This is a genomic window from Sphingobacterium sp. R2 (genome assembly GCF_040760075.1).
GTDB lineage: Bacteria > Bacteroidota > Bacteroidia > Sphingobacteriales > Sphingobacteriaceae > Sphingobacterium.
Genome location: NZ_CP142884.1, coordinates 756423 through 778203, shown reverse-complemented (window position 1 = coordinate 778203; position 21781 = coordinate 756423). Strand labels below are relative to the sequence as shown.

Here is a 21781-nt window from a genome sequence, read left to right as displayed (position 1 = left end):
CCCTCATTGATAATAACAGATCTAACTAAAATCCGTGCAACACAAATATACAAAAAGGCAGACGATTATTCGTCTGCCTTTTGTCAGTATGTTGGTCACTGTTTATTTTGTGACGGTATCTGGCAATTTAACTCCACGATATTTGGCGACGTCAACTTGTGGGATCTTCGATCCATATTTAGAATTGATGGCACTGATAAAGATGTTTGCCATGAGGGCATTACCAATTGGCGTGAGGTGGATGCCATCCAAAGAGAACGCATTTCCAGTGATGTATTTGGCACTAACGGCTAATCCATTGATACGAACGCCACCTTTTACATTGTTTAGGAAGGCATTTACGTCTGCTAAAGCGAGGTCTTTTGAAGCTGCAGCAGCTTTGATGGCTGCATTGTACTCGTTGATCCGCTTCACAACTGTTGCTGTTTCGCTTACATCAAGCACGTATTTGTCTTCCACGGGGTTCAATGGATGCAAGCCGTAAGGAAACTGTGCTGCGTTTGGCTTACCCAATAGTCCTGCAGACAAGAAAGGAAGTACAAAATAATCTTGATCAGTCGCTGCACGCGTTCCAGATTTCGTAGCGATATAAATATTTGTTACCGGCGCAGGGGGATTTGTTGCGTTGACAGCTGCCAGCAGGGCCGCACGGGTAACCGTTGTAAAATAAGGTGTTGCGGTTACATCTGGAATGGTGGCCAGTACACCTTTTTTTCCGCCGGCAGTCAGCGTCTGCACATAGCCATTGAGAATCGCCGAAAATTGAGCCGTTTCAGTCAATACGGTTGTTGGATCGGGCTTATTCGTTGTTGGATTCATATTGACCACTCCACCATTAGTTGCCCAACCCAATGCATCGTTGTTACCCAGTGCAAAACTAAAAAAGGTGTGGTTTTGTGTCGTTGAATAGGTGAAATACGTTTTCGAGGCGTCCGCGTCGGGCAATAAGCGCTCGAAATACGGATTGCCGGCAGTTGAACCCATACCTGCTACCATAGAAAGATCCATCCGCATACCCGGTACACCGAGGTTATTGACCGGATCAGTATATTTCGTCAATAGTTTTGTTGAACCAGGTCTGTAGGCCAGTTTATCTGTAACAGGTGCCGTCACAGGCTGTCCATTGACAAGTGCTGTAAGGGTAATGTAGCCAGAACCGTTGGCTTGATCTTCGCTGAAAAACGGCGATTTAAATTCCCCACCACCCACTTGTTTTAACTGCTCGGCAATTAAGTTGGGGTAAGCAACCTTTTGGCCCTCCAGATAAAGTCCCCCATCTGCGTATCCTGCCGTCAATGAATTCCCGATGGCAACATATTTTGAAAAATTAAGCGATCCTGCCGAAGGTGTATACTCCTCCAAAGAAGGTTTGCACGAAGCAATAGCGACAAGTGCTAAAGCTGCGGCTATGTAAAGTTTGTTTTTTTTCATCTTAGTCAAATTTGGCTGTTAATTACCATTTATAGCTTACACCAATGCCTGGAGCAAAAATGTTAGTCGCATAAGTCCCCGAAAGACGGCTCTCAATATTGGTTGACTGGCGAGCCATGATGCGCTGATAAGCAAAAGAACCTGTGACGTCAAATTTTGGTGATGGTTTTATTGTAAAACCCCCAGAGATTAAATATCGGGTGTTATCTGGTGTCTCCGGATAAACATAGGCGCTCTGTTGTACTGGAGTGGCGATATAGCCCCCTCCTACACGCAATTGCAAACGGTCGGAGGCAATATACTCCAAACCTGCTTTGATTGACCCTGCTTTATCATAATTTTTTGGTGAATGCGTATCTTGTAAGACAGGTGTATTTTCTTTGTAGTCAAAATCCAGTGCCTTATAAATGTCGTAATTGATCAGTGTTGCATCGATCGCCATTTTTAGCTTTTCCGAAAGCGGGAAGGCTATTCCGGCAGCAAAAGTGGATGGAAGCGGTAACTCAGCACTGAATTTGTTGCCCGCAGGAAAATTACTTGCCACCGATTCCGGCACGTCAAAAGTTGCATCCCCATTTTTAAGTTTAGTGACAACTTTCGAGCGGTAACTTAAAGAGATGGAAAATTCGTCCTCTAAATTGTAGTGGATACCTACGTTATAGCCTGTACCTGTACCGGTCCCCTTTAAGGTTGCAAGTCCTGCATGACCATCCGGATAGAATACAGGAACTGAATTTTCCAGGTCTACCGTTCCGACGTTATAGACGAAACCACCACCGACACTAAAATTTTCAGTCAGTTTGAAACTTAATGTAGGTTGAATATAGATTGCGCGTAGCGAAAGGCTAACTAAACTGAATTTACCAACCCAATCCTTTCCCCAATCGACAGCCCCACCATATGGTGTATAAACTCCAATACCGGCTTTCCACCAGGAATTTTTAGGCCCAAATGCAGCAAATACTGAAAAAGGAGTAGATATTTGATTTCTAGTATTATAAACAACGGTGCTGCCGACCTCTTGAAAGGCAGATTTGTACATAACAGCATTTCCAGCAACGGAAATGGCGTTATGATCCATTTTTGCTAAAGCACCCGGACTATAAAAAATGGAAGACTCATCTAAAAAGTAAGCAGAACCTGCTCCCCCCATTCCCACAGCTTTGGGACTTTGTAGATTCACTTGAGATCCTTGTGCAAACAGGAGTGACGGACTTGCACAAAGTATTGAGAATAGTAGTTTCTTCATACTAGTGTTTATTTTTGGTTAACATTCCTCTTTCAAATACAATGCTAACATAATAAATGTTTGACTAAAATTAATAAATGTTGTGTAATATTTTTTTTGCTCGTACCTTTAAGTGCAAGGATAATAAAATTAAACGATCATAATTATATGGCTACAATCACATTTAAAGGCAATCCAGTAAATACAAAAGGCAGTTTACCTCAGGTTGGCGAGCAAGCTCCTGATTTTAAATTAACTGCAGGCGATCTTTCCGATAAGTCTCTTGCAGACTTTAAAGGAAAAAAAATTGTATTAAATATTTTTCCTAGTGTCGATACAGGAACTTGTGCTGCTTCTGTACGTGCATTTAATCAAGAGGCTTCTCAGTTGGATAACACGGTCGTGTTGTGTATATCCAAAGACTTACCTTTTGCGCAAGGACGTTTTTGTGCAGCAGAAGGTTTAAATAATGTCGTGACATTATCAGAATATAAAGATTCAAACTTTTCTGACGCTTATCAATTGACTATCGTCGATGGTCCTTTGGCAGGTCTGTTGAGCCGTGTGGTTATTACATTGGATGAAAACGGAAAGGTATTGTATGAAGAGCAAGTTGCGGAAATTGCAGATGAGCCAAATTATGCTGCAGCCATTGCTTCCTTGAATTAAAGGCGATGTCAGAACGAATCAAAAACGCCTTCGCATATTGCGAAGGCGTTTTTGATTTCAAGCAGAGTTTGTTCGCTGTTATTTTGTTTTCTCCAAAGCCTGCAAGATATCGTTGATAATATCTTGTTGATCTTCCAAGCCCACCGATAGACGGATACTGCCGGGTTTGATGCCTAAATTGAGACGTTCATCTTCGGATAGTTTAGAGTGTGTGGTGGAAGCAGGATGCGTAGCGATCGATCTTGAGTCGCCTAGATTGGACGTATATAAAATCATCTCCAACTGGTCCACAAAAGCTTTCGCGCGCTCGAAGCCGCCTTTGACCACCAACGTTACAATGCCGCCACCGGCTTTCATCTGTTTCTTGGCCAGTTCATATTGTGGATGGCTGGGCAAGAATGGATATTTGACATCTTCAATCTCCGGATGATTTTCCAAAGCTTCAGCCAAAGCCAATGCGTTGGAACAATGGCGGTCCATACGGATGCCCAAAGTGTCCAAACTTTTTGATATGATCCAGGCATTAAATGGGGATAACGCTGGACCTGTATGACGGATGAAGAACATCAGTTTGTCGATAAGCGCTTGTTTACCGACAACAATCCCGCCCAAAACACGACCTTGCCCATCCATATATTTTGTTGCCGAATGGATAACCAGGTCAAATCCATACTGAATGGGTTTCTGGAGATAAGGTGTGGCAAAACAATTGTCGATAGAAAGGATAATATGGGGATATTTCTCTTTGAACTTACCCAACCATTCCAGATCCACCAATTCCAAACCGGGGTTAGAGGGCGATTCTAGAAAGATAATTTTTGTATTGGGCTGGATCGCTTTTTCCCATTCTTCGGGATTTGCGGCATCCACATAAGTCGTGGTCACTCCCCAGCGGGGGAATAGCTCCGTAAATAACTGGTGAGTAGACCCGAATATTGCGCGTGAAGAAACGATATGGTCTCCACTTTCAATAATTCCCGCAAAGGAAGCAAATACGGCCGCCATACCGGACGCAAATGATAAGCCTGCTTCTGCTCCTTCCAGAATACACACTTTATTGATGAATTCTGAAGTATTTGGGTTGGCATAACGGGAGTATATCATCGCATCCTCTTCGCCAGCAAAGACCGCCCGACCTTGTTCAGCGCTGTCGAAGATAAAACTTGATGTAAGGTATAAAGGTGTCGAATGTTCGCGAAGTGCAGAACGATCGACCTGTTCACGTATGATTTTAGATTGATCTTGTTTCATGATATGTAAAGGTACGAGATGAAAATTTTATATCCACATTTTTAAGTAGTGAAATCATTTATTTTCATCAGATTTCCAAGGGTATTTTTTTGCATGTTAAACTTGTTTGCTTGCTCACAGTGGATCATAGTTGCTATTCGATTGCCACAGTTTCAGTCGGACCAAGTGATTTTCGGGTATGCTTAGCGGTATTAACATTCAAGACTTTTTATCCGCGAATTGATTTTTGGGTTACAATAGTACGCAAATGTTACATACAGCATTTTGTAAAAACTTCTTATCTTAGGGCTTTACAACCTAATTTTCTAGCACATAAATAAAGACTATGTTGACAATCTTGTTATCCTCCATTTTACTTTCCAGCGGAACTGTAGCCAAGTCAGATACTTTAAAAGCTTATGGGGCTTTGCCAACCGAGCGTCAATTAAAGTGGCAGGAGATGGAAACGTATTGTTTGATCCATTATACGCCAACAACTTTTCAAAACAAAGAATGGGGTTACGGTGATGCACAGCCTGCATTGTTTAATCCTTCGGCTTTTGATGCGAACCAAATTGCGCAAGCTGCAGCGGCAGGTGGTTTCCGGGGACTAATTAGCGTCGCAAAACACCACGATGGATTCTGTTTATGGCCAACCAAGACAACATCTTACAGTATTGCCGCTTCACCATGGAAAAATGGAAAAGGTGATATGGTCAAAGAATTTATGGAGGCGACCCACCGGAATGGGATGAAATTTGGTGTGTATCTTTCGGCTTGGGACCGTCACGATGAACGTTACGGTACTCCTGCCTATGCCGATGCGTACAGGCAACAGCTCACTGAACTAATGAGCAATTATGGACCATTGTTTACCTCTTGGCATGATGGCGCAAATGGTGGGGATGGCTTCTATGGTGGCCACGAAGGGAAGCGCATCATCGATCGCACAACCTACTATGAATGGCATGAAAAAACTTGGCCCATCGTACGTAAATTACAGCCCCAAGCGGTGATTTTTTCAGATATCGGTCCGGATATGCGTTGGGTGGGCAATGAAAGAGGCTATGCGGCCGAAACATCTTGGGCAACATTTACTCCGATCGGGTTAAACGGAAAAGTCGCTGTTCCAGGTGCAACAGAGTCACACAATGCCGAAACGGGCGACCGTAACGGTAAATATTGGATACCTGCTGAATGTGATGTGCCTCAACGCCCCGGATGGTTTTACCATGCAGAACAAGATAGCCGCGTAAAAACACCGAATGAACTGTTTGAAATCTACCTGAAATCTGTAGGTAGGGGAGCCTGCATGAACCTGGGCTTAGCACCGATGCCTTCCGGTACATTACATGAGCACGATGTGAAGTCGTTGCAGGCTTTTGGAAAAAAAGTGAAGGAAACTTTCCGTACAAATCTAGCCAAAGGAGCAAGCATCACAGCGTCTAACACCCGTAATGGTGATTCCCAATCCTATGGTACTTCCTTTATTACCGATGACGACCGCTACAGCTATTGGGCAACAGACGATGCCAAAACATCGGCTACGCTAGAAATTAAATTACAATCACCTGCTAAATTTGATCTTATACAGTTAAGGGAGAATATTAAGCTAGGGCAACGTATCGATAGTGTTTCTGTTGAACGATGGGAAAATAACAGCTGGAAGCCCTTAGCCAAAGCAACAAGCATTGGGGCAAACCGCCTGATCAAATTGGAACAGCCGCAGACGGCAAGTCGATTAAGGTTACATGTTTACGCGCCTGTAGCGATTACGCTCAGTGATTTTGGATTGTTTAAGGAATATGATGAGCCATTTGCCTTTCGTACGGAAGAAGTCAAAAAACTACGTGGTTTTCAGATTAAAACTGGCAGATCTAATGCCAACGCCTATATGTTAGATGGAAAGGCGAATACTTTCGCTACAGTTGCCGAGCAGGGCGTAATTGTTGTCTCCACTGACGAACCTGTTTCTGGTATCGGCTTCCTTCCTCGCCAGGATGGAAAGCATGTTGGTACACCGACACAGTATCGCATATCCACCAGTGCCGACGGTAAAAAATGGACTGTCGCCAAAGAAGGAGAGTTCTCTAATATTAAAGCAAACCCAATTTTACAACAGGTGTTTTTTGATACCAATAGCGCAACCAAGTTTATCAAATTTGAGCCCAAGCAATTTATAGAAGGCAACGAATTAGCCATAGCAGAATTTGAATTGTATGGTAAATAGAATTTTAATGCTCATTGTGGTATGTACAAGTCATACCACAATGCTTTTTGCTCAGCAAAAGCCCCTCGTACTTCGCTATAATAAACCCGCTAAAGTCTGGGAAGAAACTTTGCCACTGGGAAACGGACTTATCGGCATGATGCCGGATGGCAATCCCCATCAGGAAAAAATTGTACTCAATGAGATCAGCATGTGGTCGGGGAGTCCCGAGGATCCCAATAAGGATGCGGCCTATAAGAATGTCGATGCCATTCAGGCACTACTTAAAGCGGGCAAAAATGATGAGGCCGAAAAGCTGGTCAACGAAACTTTCGTTACAAAAGGAAAGGGGTCGGGATTCGGCAACGGAGCCACTGTACCCTATGGCTGTTATCAACTGTTCGGCGACCTGTTACTGGATTATAAATTGCCAGCCGGTACAGTGCAAGACTACAAACGCTCTTTGGACTTAGCGACAGCGTCTGCGCAAACTTCATTTAAAATCAACGGGCAGCAGTTCCAACGAAAATATTATACTTCCTTTGACAAAAATGTTGGACTAATCCAACTGAACCAACCGAAAAATAAAGTACAGACGGTAGACCTATCGTTCCAGCGCCAAGAGAATATCGACCGGTATACCCTACTGAATGATGGAATTCTAATTGAAGGATCATTACCAGATGGAAAAGGTGGTAAAAACCTGAGGTTCGTTGGATTAATTCAGGTAAAAGGTGAAAATCTGCAGATCAACAAAAAGGATCAGTCCTTGGAAGTATCGGCAAATGGCAACCTCACGATCTATTTTTCCGCAAGTACTTCCTATTATGGAAAGGATCCATTACCTGTTGTCAAGGCAAATGTGGCAGCGGCAAAAGTCGCTGACGAACAAAAAATATTCCGCAACCATCTTGCTGCGTACCAAAAGATTTTCAATCGGGTACAACTCAACCTATTTGGCAATGTTGCGAATGACACTATTCCTACGAATGAACGGATAGCAAATTTCTACAAAAATCCAGTACAGGATCCAGATCTGGCAACAATTTATTACCAATTTGGCAGGTATTTGAATATTTCAAGTGCTGCTCCGAAAATTGCAAATTCACTTCCCCCTAACTTGCAGGGCCTATGGGCAAATAAGATCAATACACCCTGGAATGGGGACTATCATCTCAATATCAATGCACAGATGAATCATTGGGGAGTAGAGGTCAACAACCTGAGCGAATATCATCGGCCTTTTATCGAGATGATCAAGCGTATCGCTAAGACAGGTGAACAAACCGCAAAGGCTTACTATAATGCGCCAGGATGGGTGGTTTATATGATGACAAATGTATGGGGATATTCTGCTCCGGGTGAGCAAGCTTCGTGGGGAGCGAGTACGGCTTCTGGCTGGCTATGTAACCATCTTTGGGAACATTATCTTTTTACCGGGGATAAAAGTTACCTCAGCGAGATTTACCCCATATTAAAAGGAGCTGCCGTGTTTTACGATCACACACTTGTTCAAGACCCTAAAACAGGCTGGTGGGTAACGTCGCCGTCCATATCGCCCGAAAATGCTTTTCGGATGCCCAATGGGAAAGTCGCTGCGGTGGTGATGGGACCTACAATTGATAACCAGATCGTGCGGGAATTGTATCAGGCACTCATTCAGGCAGATGCTATTCTTAAAAAGAAAGATACTTTTGTTGATAGCCTTAAAAAGAAGCTAACGAATATTCCACCACCTGTGGTCGTTAGCGCATCTGGGCGCGTGATGGAGTGGCTGGAGGACTATGAGGAAGTTGAGCCTAAACATCGGCATGTATCGCATTTATATGGCCTATATCCAGCAGCATTTATATCGCCACAAACAACGCCCGAATGGGCTGAAGCGGCGCGTCAGACGCTCGCTGTACGTGGGGATGAGGGAACAGGCTGGTCTAGAGCCTGGAAGATATTGTTCTGGGCAAGACTGCAGGATGGAGATCATGCGCTCGAGATTTTAAGACAGCTACTCAAACCGGCATATCGTAATGAAACAACTTACCAAGGGGTCGGAGCGGGCACTTACCCCAATTTGTTCTGCGCACATCCCCCTTTCCAGATCGACGGGAACTTTGGTGGAGCAGCTGGGATTGCCGAGATGCTCATTCAGAGCCATAATGGGTATATCCATCTGTTGCCTGCATTACCCAAAGCTTGGCCAAAAGGGGAAGTTAAAGGACTCAAGGCCCGAGGAAATTATACAGTAGACATCGCATGGGAGAATGGGAAAGTCTCCGCTTTGCAGATTAATGGAAAAAAAGGAAAGATTCGACTATTTGAAAATGGAAATTACAGGGATTATGAAGTGCGTTAACTTTTTGTGTTTGATAGCGGTGTTGGCCTTGGGGACAACAAGCTGTTCACAACGCACAGAATCAGAAAAGAATGCAGCAATAGCGAAGAGTTTCAGTTACACGATCACCGGAAAAACCACTGCCCCGGATGGGACGCAGGTAAGCCTCGTGGATCACGACAATAGATTGCAGCAATTTGTAAAAACGCAGGTCACAAATGGACAATTTGTTTTGGAAGGCGAATTGGCCATCGCGGGATTTTACGATATCCAGATCAAGGGAATGAAACCCTATACGTTAGTTCTCGAAGGTGGAGGCGACTACGATCTGAACGAAGAGCATGGGAAATTTACGTTGACGACATCTTCTTCCAATGCTAAAGATTTTATGCAGTTCAATGCGAAATATCAACAACGTGAACAGGAGGAAAAAAGTAAAAGCACCAATAAAAGTCAGCGGGTAAGGCAGCTGGAGAGTCAGTTGCCTTTGATGGCAGCAAAAAACGATGGTTCTTATGAAAAAGCGGTGGATGAAATACAGCGGTTGAGCACTACTGAAGCATTTAACCCACGCACACTTTATGCCGATTTTATTCTCGACAGTACCCACCGTTCCTCTTTGCTATTGCCTTATTTTTTTAAGTACGTATCGCTCGACCAGACAAATTATAAGAAATTTGATGTGGCATTGCAGGGCTTTGATGTTGAACTACAGAAACACCCTTATTTCAAATTTGCCAGGGAAAAGGTCGATAAGGTGAAAGATTTTTATGAAAATATGCCTGTGTTCCCATCAATAACGCCAATGAATGTGCAAAGGGATACGCTGAACCTGAACGATGTGTCAAAATCGAAAATGCTGATTGCCGCTTTTTGGAAGGCATCAAATAGCAATAGTAAAGCTGATATCAAGATGCTACGGACAAAGGAAGCGCAACTGAATGCCCTAGGGGTACAGGTTATTTACTTTTCGCTGGATAAGGATCTGGACAAATGGACGAAAGCAAGCAAAGATCTTGCCCTGGGAAAACAGAGTTACTTTTTAAACTACAACGATCAGGCTACGATGGAAAATAATTTTGGGATAGACCGCACACCAAGCTATCTTTGGATTAATCCGGAAACACTGGAGATCTTATCGTTAAACGGTGAAGATCCTGCCATGCCGAAGTTTGTGACGAAGGTAAAGGAATTTATCGCCAAAAATTAACGTTTATTGTCTTAAAAAAGTGCTATATTTGAAATAACTGTTTAATATTTGTTATTTCAATATATAATGAAAGTTGTTCAATTTACAGTTCCGGTAGTTTACCAGGGATCTATTTGTGTGCAGGAAGACATTCTGCCTTCGTTCTACAGCAATTACCACCGGCACAAGGAAATCCAGCTGACCTATATTTTAAAAGGCCGGGGAACCTTTATGATCGGCAACTTTACGCACAGTTTCGAACAGGATGAAATCTATATTGTGGACGCGGATGAACCGCATATGTTCAAAACAGGAGAGGATGTAAAGGATGGCATCCATGCGATCCATATTTTTTTCGACTATGAACATTTTAGATCATTCTTGGACTTCCCTGAATTTGATGATGTCAAGTATTTTTTGGAACACATCAATGTCAGTAAAAAATTGGATGCGGAACATGCTGTGGCATTAAAAGAGAAGTTTGTACAGATCAATGCCAGCGCGGGTATCGATCGCTTGCTATCGCTCGTGAAGCTGATTAACTTTTTGAGTAAAAAGGTAGATCAATGGACTTCGCTGTATACCGGTATCCCACAAAAGAAGTTTTCAGATGCCGAAGGATTGCGGATCAACGAAATATTCCAATATACTTTTCAGCACTTTGGAGACAAGATATCCCTGGAAGATATCGCTGCGGTAGCGCACATGACACCACATGCGTTTTGTAAGTATTTTAAGAAGCATACCCGGAAGACCTATGTTACTTTTCTCAATGAAATCCGAATTGAACGCGCCTGCAAAATGTTGATTGATGAATCTTCGGAGAGCGTTTCGAACATCGCATTTAAGACGGGATTCAATAATGTTGTGAATTTTAATCGGGTATTTAAAAAAATAACCAAACTCTCGCCGAGCGAATACCTGCAGGAACACCGCATGCGCGACTAACGTGTTAATGTTACAGCGAGTTGTTTGCAATTGGCAGCTACCCATCACATCCCATTGGAAGTCTCGTTAAACGTAAAAGATAAGGTCGCCCTCTACCTTAAGAATAATACAGCCATGCATTGTAAATTGACAAGATATTCTCAAAAGCCAAAATCACTTGTAACATTTTAGTTACTTTTTTGGATCTAAATAATTAATACGTTAGTTTTATTCTGCCGGTTAATTAACTTATAAATCATTTATATTTATGAAAAGAACATCCAAGTCAACTTGGGGAATTCTTTCGGGTGTATTCATCCTGGTTTTAGCGGCATTGCCTTCTTGCAAAAAGCATGCAAAACTTCCCGATGAAAACAATGAAACAATTCATGCCGTAAAATTCAAAATCAAGGATTTTGAAGCGATTGTTACTCCGCTAAAAAAACAATCAGCAAGACCAAATCGAGCTGCCTTACACAGAACCGCTTCCGAAAGCGAGTTGCTACTGTATCATTGGACCTTTGACAACAGTAACGCCGTTCCTGAGACTGCGCTAGATGAAGGTAGCTTAATCAATTACAACGACGGAAAGACAGATTATGATTTTCTGGCCGGCTGGCCCACCACGGGGAAAGCCATTAGCTTCAAAGGTGCTAGAGAGATCTTGATTAAAATTCCAACGCAAGGTATTCGTTCCATAGGCAGCTGGGCATTTGATGGAAATAGCTCAAGTACAGGGCCAAGAGCGCTCCTACTGAGTTATTCCTTGGATAAAGGAAATAGTTTTTCGCTGCTCTCAGATACCATTAAGTATCCCTCAAATCTATCATTGTCAGGAAAAGTTGCAGTGAACACCTCTTTGGCAGATATTCCCCTCGGTTACAGTAAAGAGCTTTGGTTAAAAATCTCACTATTGGCTGGAAGTAGGGATGGTGGATCGGGTTACAGCTCAACGACAGGCACCTTTAAGATGGATAATTTGATGATTTATGGTCAAGTTAATCCGGAAGCGCTACCCAGCAAATTCTACTACCATGTTTTCGATGCAAATTCGAAGGCGATGGTTACCTCAGGGGTGCTTAACTCGCAGGACGCTTTTGATTTAGAATTGCCGAATGGCACCTACTATCTGAGCCTGATTGCTAAAAATTCAACATTGCCTCTCGTTATGTCGGAGGCCGCTGATTTTGAGCACTTTTATGCTACGAACCCTTTTTCTGAACGGTCTGCAGAGTTATTTGCCGGTCGTGATACCTTTGAAGTGAAAGGTGTTACCGAGCGGGTATTGAACTTAAACCGGATTTATAGCGAGGTTAAACTGACATTTACCGATACGGAGGATCTCAGTGTAATTGATAGTATTCAAGTACAGCAGCTTCATCCTGTATTTCATTATTACCCCTTTATAGCGCGAAGTAGTGATCAGATTGATAAAAGTATGTTGACGATAGTGCCACAATTTACAGCAGAAAATAAAAGCTTTTCGTTCAATCAATTTATGGGCTATTATTTAGAAAACAAGGTTATTAAATATCAGTTCCGCGTTTTCAGAGAAGGCCAACTGCTACGTACGTTTGAACTGGGAAGCGAAATCCGAAACAATGTTCAGATACAATTTAAGGGTAAATTGTTGGAAACTGATAATGGGAATCTGGGTTTTCAGGTCGTGAAGAACGAACATTGGGACGACAATATCACGATCGAATACTAACTAAACTATTTTCACCGAGCATCTAGCCTCCCTACATCTATAACAAAAAGGTGTCCAACAGTGGACACCTTTTTTGTTATAGCATTTTGGTTATATTAATTTCTTTAGCATGGTATTCCAACCAGCTAGGTTATGTATTATGTTTTCAAGATCGGCAATGGCAACACGTTCTTGTGCCATCGTATCGCGGTGGCGGATCGTGACAGTATTATCTTGCAAAGAATCGTAATCAACTGTAATACAGATTGGCGTTCCGATAGCATCCTGACGACGATAACGTTTTCCGATAGCATCTTTTTCATCGTACTGAACATTGTAATCCAATTTCAGCGTATTCAATATTTCTCGCGCTTTCTCTGGCAAACCATCTTTTTTGGTTAATGGTAAAATGGCAGCTTTTACCGGAGCCAATGCTGGGGGGAATTTCAATACAACGCGCGAATCTTGTTTTTCTTCCGTAGACAAATCTTCCGTTACCAGAGAGTTACATAGTACAGTTAAGAAAAGGCGGTCCAATCCGATTGAAGTTTCAATCACATACGGAATGTAGTTTTGATTGATCTCCGGATCAAAATATTGCATTTTCTTTTTAGAATACTCCTGATGTTGTTTCAAATCGAAATCTGTCCGTGAGTGGATACCTTCAACCTCCTTAAACCCAAATGGGAAATTAAATTCAATATCAACAGCAGCATTTGCATAATGCGCTAATTTATCATGGTCGTGGTAACGGTAGTTGGAAGGATCGAAGCCCAATGCCAAATGCCATTTCAAGCGTGTCTCTTTCCATTTGTTATACCATTCCAATTCGGTTCCCGGACGGCAGAAAAATTGCATTTCCATTTGCTCGAATTCGCGCATACGCATAATAAACTGACGTGCGATTACTTCATTACGGAAAGCTTTACCAATTTGGGCAATACCAAAAGGAATTTTCATACGTCCTGTCTTTTGTACGTTCAGGAAGTTGACGAAAATACCCTGTGCAGTTTCAGGACGAAGGTACACTTGATCTGCACCGTCAGCCATAGCACCCATTTGGGTTGCAAACATCAAATTAAATTGACGTACTTCAGTCCAGTTTTTGGTGCCTGAGACTGGGCATACAATGTTATGTTCTTCAATGATGGTTTTTAGTCCAGCTAAATCGTCGGCATTCAATGCTGTATTCAACGACTCTAATAATGCTGCTGCTTCAGTTGTTTTACCATCCGCTTCATAACGCGCAATTTTATCTTCGATCAATTGATCCGCACGGTAACGTTTTTTTGAATCTTTATTGTCGATCATTGGGTCATTGAAACCATCGACGTGACCCGAGGCTTTCCATGTTGTGGGGTGCATAAAAATTGCGGCATCGATACCAACAATGTTCTCGTTCAATTGCACCATGGATTTCCACCAATAAGTTTTGAGGTTGTTTTTTAGTTCCGAACCCAATTGACCATAATCGTAGACGGCACTTAATCCGTCATATATTTCGCTCGATTGAAATACAAAACCGTATTCCTTCGCGTGTGATACTACACTTTTGAAAAAGTCGTCTGTCTGTTTGCTCATAAGTGGCAAATATAGATATAAGTATTTAGATTTTAAACGCCTAAATCGCGGATCTGCTGAGACGCATTTTTGTTATCTACTTTTTTGATAATATGTTGGATAATACCATCTGCATCAATCACAAAGGTAGTACGTGCGGTGCCCATATACTTTTTGCCATACATATTTTTTTCGACCCATACACCATACGCCTCGACGAGTTTCTTGTCTTCATCGACAAGCAACTGAAAAGGGAGCTCATGTTTACTGCTGAATTTTTGATGTGATGCCTCATCGTCCACACTTACACCTATGATTTCAAAACCATCTTTTTGCAAAGACTGATAGTTGTCTCTGAAGTTGCAGGCCTCCGTGGTGCAGCCTGGTGTATTGTCTTTGGGATAAAAATATAAAATAACTTTTTTCCCTTTAAAATCGGAAAGATGGACGGTCTCGCCATGTTGATTTTTTGCACTGAAATCCGGTGCTTTCTGTCCTACTTCTAGTGTTGCCATAATACGCTGTATTTAGTCATTTAAGATACGATTAATCTCTTAAAACCGCAGATTTATTGCCGAAAATCAGGTCGCTATTTCATAAACGAAGCTTCGTATGTCTTCAAATTCCCTTTGTTGTCTTTCACTTCGAGTTTAAACTCATGTCTGCCACTGCTGAGTTCCGGTTCGAAGTCATGCCAGATATGTCTTGTTTTAGGGTCATATTTCATTAAAGCCCATTTCCCGTCAATATAAGCGTCAAAAGTAGCTATACCCGATAGATTGTCACTGATGGTAAAATCGATGGAGCGTTGATTGGAAACATTCTTGCCGTCGGTCAGGTTACGCGCAGTGATATTTGGTGCAATGGTATCGACAGCGATGTAAAAACCACCAAATTCGCGTACGTTGGCTACCACCCAGCCGTTCTCATATTGACCACCTTGTGCTCCGCCATCAGAAGAAACAATCAAGGCTTTGTCATACAGGTTATCAGACAGGGTGTAGTCTGGTTTGATCATGAGCTTATAATATCCGAACACCGGCGTATAGCTGTTATGGATATAATGCATTGCCGAGTAACCCCTTGCCGGTTTTGCAGCCTGTGAATAATTGAAATAAAGGTCATCATACAATATGTTTTTACCCATGTAAATACGCGCATTTTCCGCCTCATATTTGTTTTCATCGGCATAGTGAAACATTTTAAGCCCCTTCGCATTTGGGCGGCTGATTGACAGCGATGGGTTATTTTGTACCTTAAAATTCAATTCACTCGTATTCCCTTGGACATCTTTAACGACATATTTTACATCATGGACCTCATTGTCTTTCAACGTTATTTTACCGAGGTTATCCAAGTTTTTGAAGATGTTGATCGGATTGTTTGGATCTTTGAAGCTCTTTTGCACGCGTACCCCTGACTTTTTTGAATAAGGGTAGTCTACGTAGGACTGTATCGCACGGGTCTGATCAAAAGGAATGGATTCGAACAGTACCGTGCTGATGTTTTTATTGTCCAGAAATAGTTCAATCGAATACACACCATATGTAAAAGAGATGCCTCTCCGTTTATCAACCGTGTTGATTCCCAACCCAAAGGTACCATTCACTGGTATCGGCGCGGTACTCGCTAAGCTATAGGTACCATTGCCGGCCGACTTGATCGTCTGATGTCTTCGGGGTGTGTTTTCGTCGAATAATTCGGAACCTAAATCGTAGACCGTCATACCGCGGATAATCGGTTTTACACCGTCTGGAAACAACAGGCCAAACAATTGCGGATTGAGCGGCAATTGTGCTTTTGTATCCCGGATCTCGAAATGAAGATGTGGGCCGGCTGAACCACCGGTATTACCTGAATTTGCAATAAACTCACCTTTTCTTACAGGAACTTGGTTGGGTTTGAGAAATATATCGACATCAAAACGTTTTTGCTTGTACTGCTCATCTTTAACGATTTTCGCAAGATCCGAATTAAAGCTTTCGAGGTGCATGTACACCGAGGTATAACCATTGGGATGATCAATGTAAACATAATTGCCCCCACCACCTATTTGTACTCGCACACGGGATACAAAACCTTCGGCTGCTGCATGTACAGGGATATTTATACGTTGTTGTGTGCGGTAATCGTCTCCGCCATGAAAATGCGTCGCGCGCAATTCCCCAAACGATCCCGAAGCCTGTGGAGGAATATCCATGGGGCGTACAAAATAATTTTGTGGATAATTGCGGCTTTTGATAATATCTTGTCCCTTGCTTAGACCTGTCATGCAGGCCAGCAGGGAGAGCATTGCTGTCGTTTTTTTTATCATGCTATTTCCCAGCTATTTGATTTTACAGCTAAACATCTTCTGTTCGCCAATGAAACCTTCCAATAAATCGCCGATGGCCACAGATCCGACACCAACTGGAGTTCCGGTGTAAATGAGGTCACCTTTGCGTAGGGTAATAAATTTGGAGGTATATACAATCAGATCTTCGTAGGAAAATATCATGTCCTTGGTATTTCCCTGCTGAACTTTTTGCCCATTTTGCTGCAGGGAGAAATCAATCGAATTTACTTCCGCAAATTCTTCTTTAGGAATCATGTTGCTGATGACTGCCGAATGGTCAAATGCTTTTGCCAATTCCCAGGGAAGGCTTTTTGCTTTTAATTCTTGCTGTACATCCCTGGCGGTAAAGTCAATCCCCAGGCCGACAGCATCGAAATAAGTTGATGCAAATTTTGGTGTCACATGTTTTCCTTCCTTACATATCCGAAGGACGACTTCAGTTTCAAACTGGATATTTTTTGAAAATTCAGGATAATAGAAATCTTTGTTATCCTTTAACACCGCAGTATCAGGTTTTAAAAATATAATGGGAGTTTCAGGGACTGGATTATTGAGTTCTTTAGCGTGGTCGATGTAATTGCGACCGATAGCAATTATTTTCATGATATAAATTTTTAAGGCGATGAAGCTTTTAGATTTCTTAGCGAGCACTTAAGCTCGACGTACGTCGCATATGTCTGTTAAGCGGTATTCGTTATGTATAGCTCACCTCAACAAACTTAGTAAATGTCCAAACCTTATCCAAAAATGATGATAAACAACCTGTATTATCCACTAGGTCAAATGGCCTATTTGCATAGGGTTTAGTTAGGGTTAGCTTAGGGTTTAGTTAGGGTTTGTTTAGGTATAGCCTAATTAAAACCTAACTTAAACCTATCTAAATTCTAACTTATTACTAAACTAAGTCAAACATTGATAACTATTATTTGTTAAGCTGTAAAATAGATTATAGCATTACAATAAAAAGGTTTAAAAATGGCAATATTAGAAGATGGTCCGAATGGTGGTTTTCGTGGTAAAGTGGGCTCAGTCTATGGTTATAACCTCAATGGCAAATGGGTGATACGCGGTTCGCGTAGAAAAAGTTCCAAACCTCCAACTCACGCGCAATTGACACATCGTGAAAAAATGAAATTGGCCGGTAAGTTTTGTGGCTGGATAAAGCCTATTGTTAATTTTGGGTATCAATTTGAAGAATCTAAAAAATCGGGGCTTGGGAAATTTCAGCTTGCACAACAGCAGATTCTCAAAAACGCGATTGATTTGGATGTCGAAAATAGACCTGTTATTAATATGGAAAAAGTGCGGGTATTTGTCGGGGAGCTCATGTCACCCGAAGGTGTTGAGGCTCGATGGGAGGATGATCTGCTGAAATTACACTGGATACCGAATCCGAAATACAGGGATAGCACTTTTAAATTAAATTTGGCCTTGGTCAGTTTGGATAGGGAGGGGGATCTCAAAATGGCTATCGCGGATGTATGGCAGGGTGAATGTACGGTTGAGATCCCGAGATTTAAAATGGACAAATTTGATTATCATGTCTACATCGGTTTTTGGGATACCTATCAAGGTGTACTCTCCAATTCGACCTATTGCGGTGTCATTTAATAGGATTTTTCAGCCTACTTGTGTATCTTTAACACTATGGATAAAATTAAGGCAGTGTTATTTGACCTAGACGGAACGTTGATTGATTCGGAATATTTCTATTTCAAAAATTGGGCGCCGATATTAAAGGATGAATTTAATTTAGTGATCAGCTACGAAGATTGGATTCGTGATTTTGCAGGGCATACTTTAGCACATAATGTCAAACGATTGGTCGATGACTACGGCTACGATACGACGGAAGAATATATGTGGAAGCGTACACGTGCAGCTTATGCCGATTCCAACATGAGCGACATTGAATTGATGCCGGATGCCCGGGAAATCTTAACGTTTTTGAAAGAGAGCGGCATTCATATCGGACTTGTCACCTCCAGTTTCCGCAGTACGGTAGATACGGTTTTGGGTAAACATGGGCTTTTGGATTATTTTGAATTTTTCGTTACCCGTGAGTGCGTCGAATTTCCCAAGCCTAATCCGGAGCCATACCGTTTGGCATTGACGAACTTAAACTTAGCAGCGGATAGTTGTGTGGCTATTGAGGATACGATAACTGGAAGTAAATCGGCTTTGGGCGCGGGTATGCGGTTGATTGCGGTAACGAAACAGGAGGTAGAACGTGCTAGACTAACAGCTGTGGATAACATTGTGGAAAACTTATCTGAAGCAAAAGCGCTGTTATCACAATGGATTTAAGGATTGCCGGATAATTTAATCGTTTTAGCATTTGTATTTTTATTTGGATATACGTAATATTACCGAATTGTAAATGGAATTCTGATTATGAACCGAAGAACCGCGATAAAGCAATTTTTCATTGTAGCAGGCGGACTGACAATTTTGTCGTCCTGTCTGAATGATGGTGGTGCGTCCATTGTATTGAATAAGCTGAAGATTTCGGCGGAGGATGAGCAATTTTTGGGCAATCTCGCCGACATACTAATTCCAAAATCGGATACACCGGGAGGAAAGGATCTGAATTTGCATCTTTTTGTCATCAAAATGGTGGACGATTGTGAGTCACCAGAAAATCAGGCTAAATTTGTCGCAGGTTTCAATGCGTTGAGGAAAAAGTTGAATTTAGCGAACCGTAAAGAAACGGAGACCACATTGGCGGGATTGAAAGACCAAACTGACGAGAAGGCTTTTTTTGATATGTTCAAATCACGTGCAATTCAGGGGTATATGAACTCAGAATATGTGATGAAGAATAAGGTGATCTATAAACTTATTCCGGGTCCGTATAATGGTGAGGTAAAAGTTAAGGTGTAAATAGCACATGGCAAATTTAAATATTGACAGTGAAAAAAGCAGGACCTACGATGCTATTGTAATCGGTTCTGGAATTAGCGGAGGATGGTCCGCAAAAGAGTTGTGCGAGAAGGGGTTAAAAACATTGGTGTTGGAACGTGGACGTGATGTTCAGCATATTAAAGATTACCCAACCACCAATATGATGCCCTGGGAGTTTGAGCATCGGAACGAGATGCCTTTCAAAGTAAAGGAAGAAAATCCAGTCGTCAGCAAATGTTATGCATTTCATGAAGATTCAGCCCATTTTTTTGTGAAGGACAAAGAGCACCCGTATATTCAGGAGAAACCTTTTGATTGGATCAGGGGATACCAGGTGGGGGGTAAATCGCTGTTATGGGCGAGACAGACACAACGTTGGTCTGATTTTGATTTTGAAGGCCCTGCCAGAGATGGCTTTGCTGTAGATTGGCCGATACGTTACGCCGATTTAGCGCCTTGGTACAGTTACGTCGAAAAATTTGCCGGCATTGCTGGAAACCACGACGGACTTCCAGAATTGCCAGATGGTGAGTTTCTGCCGGGATACCCTTTAAATATTGTTGAAAAGTATTTTAAAGAAAGCGTTCAAAAGAGATTTCCGGAACGCAAGGTAATTTCAGCCCGCTGTGCACACCTCTCTAAGCCCAATCCCATTCACATCGAGCAAGGTCGTGTACAGTGTCAAAATCGGGTACTTTGCCAGCGCGGATGCCCTTTCGGTGGATATTTCAGTTCGAATGCCACGACAATCCCTTGGGCCGCAAAGACCGGAAATATGACCTTACGGCCATTTTCTGTAGTTCACTCCATCCTGTATGATGAACAAAAAGGAAAAGCCGTGGGCGTACGTGTGATTGACACCAATACAAAAGAAGAAATTGATTTTTATGCTAAGCTGATTTTTGTCAATGCGGCGGCAATCAATACAAATTTGATCTTATTGAATTCTACATCCAACCGCTTTCCAAATGGTTTGGGCAACGATAGTGGCGTTTTAGGCAAATACGTTGCCTTTCATAATTATAGTGCACGTATCTATGCCGAGTATGAAGGTTTGTTAGATTTTAAGACCGAAGGGCGGAATCCCGCAGGTGGAGGATATATTCCACGTTTCAGGAACTTGCACAAGCAGGAGACCGACTTTTTAAGGGGGTATGCTGCCGGATTCGGAGCTTCGCGCGGTAAACAGTCCGATCGTTCGGGTTTAGGACTTGATCTGAAAAATAATTTGTTAAATCCTAAACTGGGTATTTGGCAGGTCGGATCTCACATGATGGGTGAAACCATACCAAAAGAATCAGGGATGGTTTCATTAGATGGAAGTAAAAAAGATGATTGGGGAATTCCGCTGTTAAAAATTGCTGTCGATTATGATGAGAACGATGAAAAAATGAAAAAAGATTACATCGCTGTCATGACAGAAATGTTTACGGATGCTGGATTTACAAATATTCGGCCCGATACACGCTGGCAGGCTCCGGGGCTGGATATCCACGAAATGGGCGGAGCTCGTATGGGACACGATCCGAAGACTTCGGTATTGAACAAATGGAATCAAATGCATGCGGTGAAAAATGTATTTGTCACTGATGGTGCAAGTATGACGTCTACATCAACACAAAATCCTTCATTGACGTATATGGCATTTTCGGCACGGGCTGTCGATTATGCGATCAGCGAAATGAAAAAAGGAAATATCTAAAAGTACGGTACTGGAGAAAGGTTTTTAAAAAAAAATCTTTCTCCAGTAAAATTAAAATGTTATCTTTCCAACTGGATAACATGTGACAACCAAGAAACAATAACCAAAAGAAAGACAAGAAGCTATAGACAATCAAAAAACCAAAATTGGGAAACCAAAAAATTTTTACAACAAAAGCAAAAGCGATTTAGCTTATTTATTGCGAATTCTGTGAAACAATAATTTCATAGGCATTTAGGTCCGGTGCTTTCTATTTTATCGTAAATGGACGCAAAAGGAATCTAATAGGCAATTCGTCACGCAGCAGATTGCAAAAAAATATCAATTAAGGGAAACTAAATTTAACTAGACGTTTTTAGCTTCATTTTGCTAAAACGT

At 42.0% G+C, this 21781-nt stretch carries 17 protein-coding genes; 10 read left to right on the top strand and 7 right to left on the bottom strand.

Translation table 11 applies throughout. The features are described 5' to 3' along the window. Positions 1 to 102: 102 nt before the first annotated feature. Complete coding sequence (locus VXM68_RS03220; protein WP_367210441.1) at positions 103 to 1431, bottom strand: SGNH/GDSL hydrolase family protein; 1329 nt, start codon at positions 1429 to 1431, stop codon at positions 103 to 105. A 22-nt stretch (positions 1432 to 1453) separates the two neighbouring features. Further along, positions 1454 to 2680 (bottom strand): OmpP1/FadL family transporter, encoded by a 1227-nt coding sequence (locus VXM68_RS03215; RefSeq protein ID WP_293883995.1) that lies wholly within the window; start codon positions 2678 to 2680, stop codon positions 1454 to 1456. Between the two features lie 147 nt (positions 2681 to 2827). Here VXM68_RS03215 and tpx point away from each other — a divergent pair, with 147 nt between their 5' ends. Continuing rightward, positions 2828 to 3328, top strand: a complete 501-nt coding sequence (tpx, locus tag VXM68_RS03210) for a thiol peroxidase (RefSeq protein WP_294185325.1) — start codon at positions 2828 to 2830, stop codon at positions 3326 to 3328. A gap of 78 nt (positions 3329 to 3406) precedes the next feature. On the opposite strand, the gene VXM68_RS03205 is transcribed toward tpx, so the two are convergent. Continuing rightward, a complete protein-coding gene (locus tag VXM68_RS03205; RefSeq protein ID WP_209578140.1) occupies positions 3407 to 4579 on the bottom strand; it encodes a PLP-dependent aspartate aminotransferase family protein in 1173 nt (390 codons plus the stop codon). A gap of 325 nt (positions 4580 to 4904) precedes the next feature. Here VXM68_RS03205 and VXM68_RS03200 point away from each other — a divergent pair, with 325 nt between their 5' ends. From VXM68_RS03200 to VXM68_RS03180, 5 genes are all read left to right on the top strand, one after another. After that, the gene (locus tag VXM68_RS03200; protein WP_367210440.1) at positions 4905 to 6788 is read left to right on the top strand and encodes an alpha-L-fucosidase; all 1884 of its coding nucleotides are present in this window, start codon (positions 4905 to 4907) and stop codon (positions 6786 to 6788) included. Next, the gene (locus tag VXM68_RS03195) at positions 6778 to 9117 is read left to right on the top strand and encodes a glycoside hydrolase N-terminal domain-containing protein (protein WP_367210439.1); all 2340 of its coding nucleotides are present in this window, start codon (positions 6778 to 6780) and stop codon (positions 9115 to 9117) included. Before VXM68_RS03200 ends, VXM68_RS03195 begins: the two co-directional genes overlap by 11 nt. After that, complete coding sequence (locus VXM68_RS03190) at positions 9104 to 10306, top strand: DUF4369 domain-containing protein (RefSeq protein WP_367210438.1); 1203 nt, start codon at positions 9104 to 9106, stop codon at positions 10304 to 10306. The genes VXM68_RS03195 and VXM68_RS03190 overlap by 14 nt, the downstream gene beginning before the upstream one ends. Before the next feature lie 66 nt (positions 10307 to 10372). After that, positions 10373 to 11233, top strand: coding sequence for an AraC family transcriptional regulator (locus VXM68_RS03185; RefSeq protein ID WP_293957040.1), 861 nt, complete (start codon positions 10373 to 10375; stop codon positions 11231 to 11233). Between the two features lie 247 nt (positions 11234 to 11480). Continuing rightward, positions 11481 to 12923, top strand: a complete 1443-nt coding sequence (locus VXM68_RS03180) for a hypothetical protein (RefSeq protein ID WP_367210437.1) — start codon at positions 11481 to 11483, stop codon at positions 12921 to 12923. A gap of 90 nt (positions 12924 to 13013) precedes the next feature. Here the strand turns inward: VXM68_RS03180 and VXM68_RS03175 are convergent, their stop codons facing one another. From VXM68_RS03175 to VXM68_RS03160, 4 genes are all read right to left on the bottom strand, one after another. Then, complete coding sequence (locus tag VXM68_RS03175) at positions 13014 to 14483, bottom strand: glycine--tRNA ligase (protein ID WP_312362293.1); 1470 nt, start codon at positions 14481 to 14483, stop codon at positions 13014 to 13016. A gap of 32 nt (positions 14484 to 14515) precedes the next feature. Continuing rightward, positions 14516 to 14977, bottom strand: a complete 462-nt coding sequence (gene bcp / locus VXM68_RS03170; RefSeq protein ID WP_293957034.1) for a thioredoxin-dependent thiol peroxidase — start codon at positions 14975 to 14977, stop codon at positions 14516 to 14518. 74 nt (positions 14978 to 15051) lie between these two features. Continuing rightward, positions 15052 to 16776: a M23 family metallopeptidase gene (locus VXM68_RS03165; protein WP_367210436.1), complete on the bottom strand. Its 1725-nt coding sequence runs from the start codon at positions 16774 to 16776 to the stop codon at positions 15052 to 15054. Positions 16777 to 16788: 12 nt separating this feature from the next. Beyond that, positions 16789 to 17400 carry a fumarylacetoacetate hydrolase family protein gene (locus tag VXM68_RS03160; protein ID WP_367210434.1) on the bottom strand — a complete coding sequence of 204 codons (612 nt, stop codon included), beginning with the start codon at positions 17398 to 17400 and terminating at the stop codon, positions 16789 to 16791. 372 nt (positions 17401 to 17772) lie between these two features. Here VXM68_RS03160 and VXM68_RS03155 point away from each other — a divergent pair, with 372 nt between their 5' ends. The 4 genes from VXM68_RS03155 to VXM68_RS03140 all read left to right on the top strand — a co-directional run bounded on the left by VXM68_RS03155 (position 17773) and on the right by VXM68_RS03140 (position 21403). After that, on the top strand, positions 17773 to 18408 hold the full coding sequence (locus tag VXM68_RS03155) for a DUF6266 family protein (RefSeq protein WP_367210433.1): 636 nt from the start codon (positions 17773 to 17775) through the stop codon (positions 18406 to 18408). Between the two features lie 36 nt (positions 18409 to 18444). After that, positions 18445 to 19104, top strand: a complete 660-nt coding sequence (locus tag VXM68_RS03150; protein ID WP_293883975.1) for an HAD family phosphatase — start codon at positions 18445 to 18447, stop codon at positions 19102 to 19104. A gap of 87 nt (positions 19105 to 19191) precedes the next feature. Continuing rightward, positions 19192 to 19680, top strand: coding sequence for a gluconate 2-dehydrogenase subunit 3 family protein (locus VXM68_RS03145; protein WP_293957024.1), 489 nt, complete (start codon positions 19192 to 19194; stop codon positions 19678 to 19680). 7 nt (positions 19681 to 19687) lie between these two features. Next, positions 19688 to 21403 (top strand): GMC family oxidoreductase, encoded by a 1716-nt coding sequence (locus VXM68_RS03140; protein ID WP_312362296.1) that lies wholly within the window; start codon positions 19688 to 19690, stop codon positions 21401 to 21403. The last annotated feature ends 378 nt before the right edge of the window (positions 21404 to 21781 follow it).

Coding starts and splice junctions, on each gene's coding strand:
- VXM68_RS03160 (WP_367210434.1), bottom strand. CDS start 17,400: ATGAAAATAATTGCTATCGGTCGCAATTACATCGACCACGCTAAAGAA.
- tpx (WP_294185325.1), top strand. CDS start 2,828: ATGGCTACAATCACATTTAAAGGCAATCCAGTAAATACAAAAGGCAGT.
- VXM68_RS03200 (WP_367210440.1), top strand. CDS start 4,905: ATGTTGACAATCTTGTTATCCTCCATTTTACTTTCCAGCGGAACTGTA.
- VXM68_RS03215 (WP_293883995.1), bottom strand. CDS start 2,680: ATGAAGAAACTACTATTCTCAATACTTTGTGCAAGTCCGTCACTCCTG.
- VXM68_RS03185 (WP_293957040.1), top strand. CDS start 10,373: ATGAAAGTTGTTCAATTTACAGTTCCGGTAGTTTACCAGGGATCTATT.
- VXM68_RS03150 (WP_293883975.1), top strand. CDS start 18,445: ATGGATAAAATTAAGGCAGTGTTATTTGACCTAGACGGAACGTTGATT.
- VXM68_RS03180 (WP_367210437.1), top strand. CDS start 11,481: ATGAAAAGAACATCCAAGTCAACTTGGGGAATTCTTTCGGGTGTATTC.
- bcp (WP_293957034.1), bottom strand. CDS start 14,977: ATGGCAACACTAGAAGTAGGACAGAAAGCACCGGATTTCAGTGCAAAA.
- VXM68_RS03175 (WP_312362293.1), bottom strand. CDS start 14,483: ATGAGCAAACAGACAGACGACTTTTTCAAAAGTGTAGTATCACACGCG.
- VXM68_RS03190 (WP_367210438.1), top strand. CDS start 9,104: ATGAAGTGCGTTAACTTTTTGTGTTTGATAGCGGTGTTGGCCTTGGGG.
- VXM68_RS03205 (WP_209578140.1), bottom strand. CDS start 4,579: ATGAAACAAGATCAATCTAAAATCATACGTGAACAGGTCGATCGTTCT.
- VXM68_RS03145 (WP_293957024.1), top strand. CDS start 19,192: ATGAACCGAAGAACCGCGATAAAGCAATTTTTCATTGTAGCAGGCGGA.
- VXM68_RS03140 (WP_312362296.1), top strand. CDS start 19,688: ATGGCAAATTTAAATATTGACAGTGAAAAAAGCAGGACCTACGATGCT.
- VXM68_RS03220 (WP_367210441.1), bottom strand. CDS start 1,431: ATGAAAAAAAACAAACTTTACATAGCCGCAGCTTTAGCACTTGTCGCT.
- VXM68_RS03195 (WP_367210439.1), top strand. CDS start 6,778: ATGGTAAATAGAATTTTAATGCTCATTGTGGTATGTACAAGTCATACC.
- VXM68_RS03165 (WP_367210436.1), bottom strand. CDS start 16,776: ATGATAAAAAAAACGACAGCAATGCTCTCCCTGCTGGCCTGCATGACA.
- VXM68_RS03155 (WP_367210433.1), top strand. CDS start 17,773: ATGGCAATATTAGAAGATGGTCCGAATGGTGGTTTTCGTGGTAAAGTG.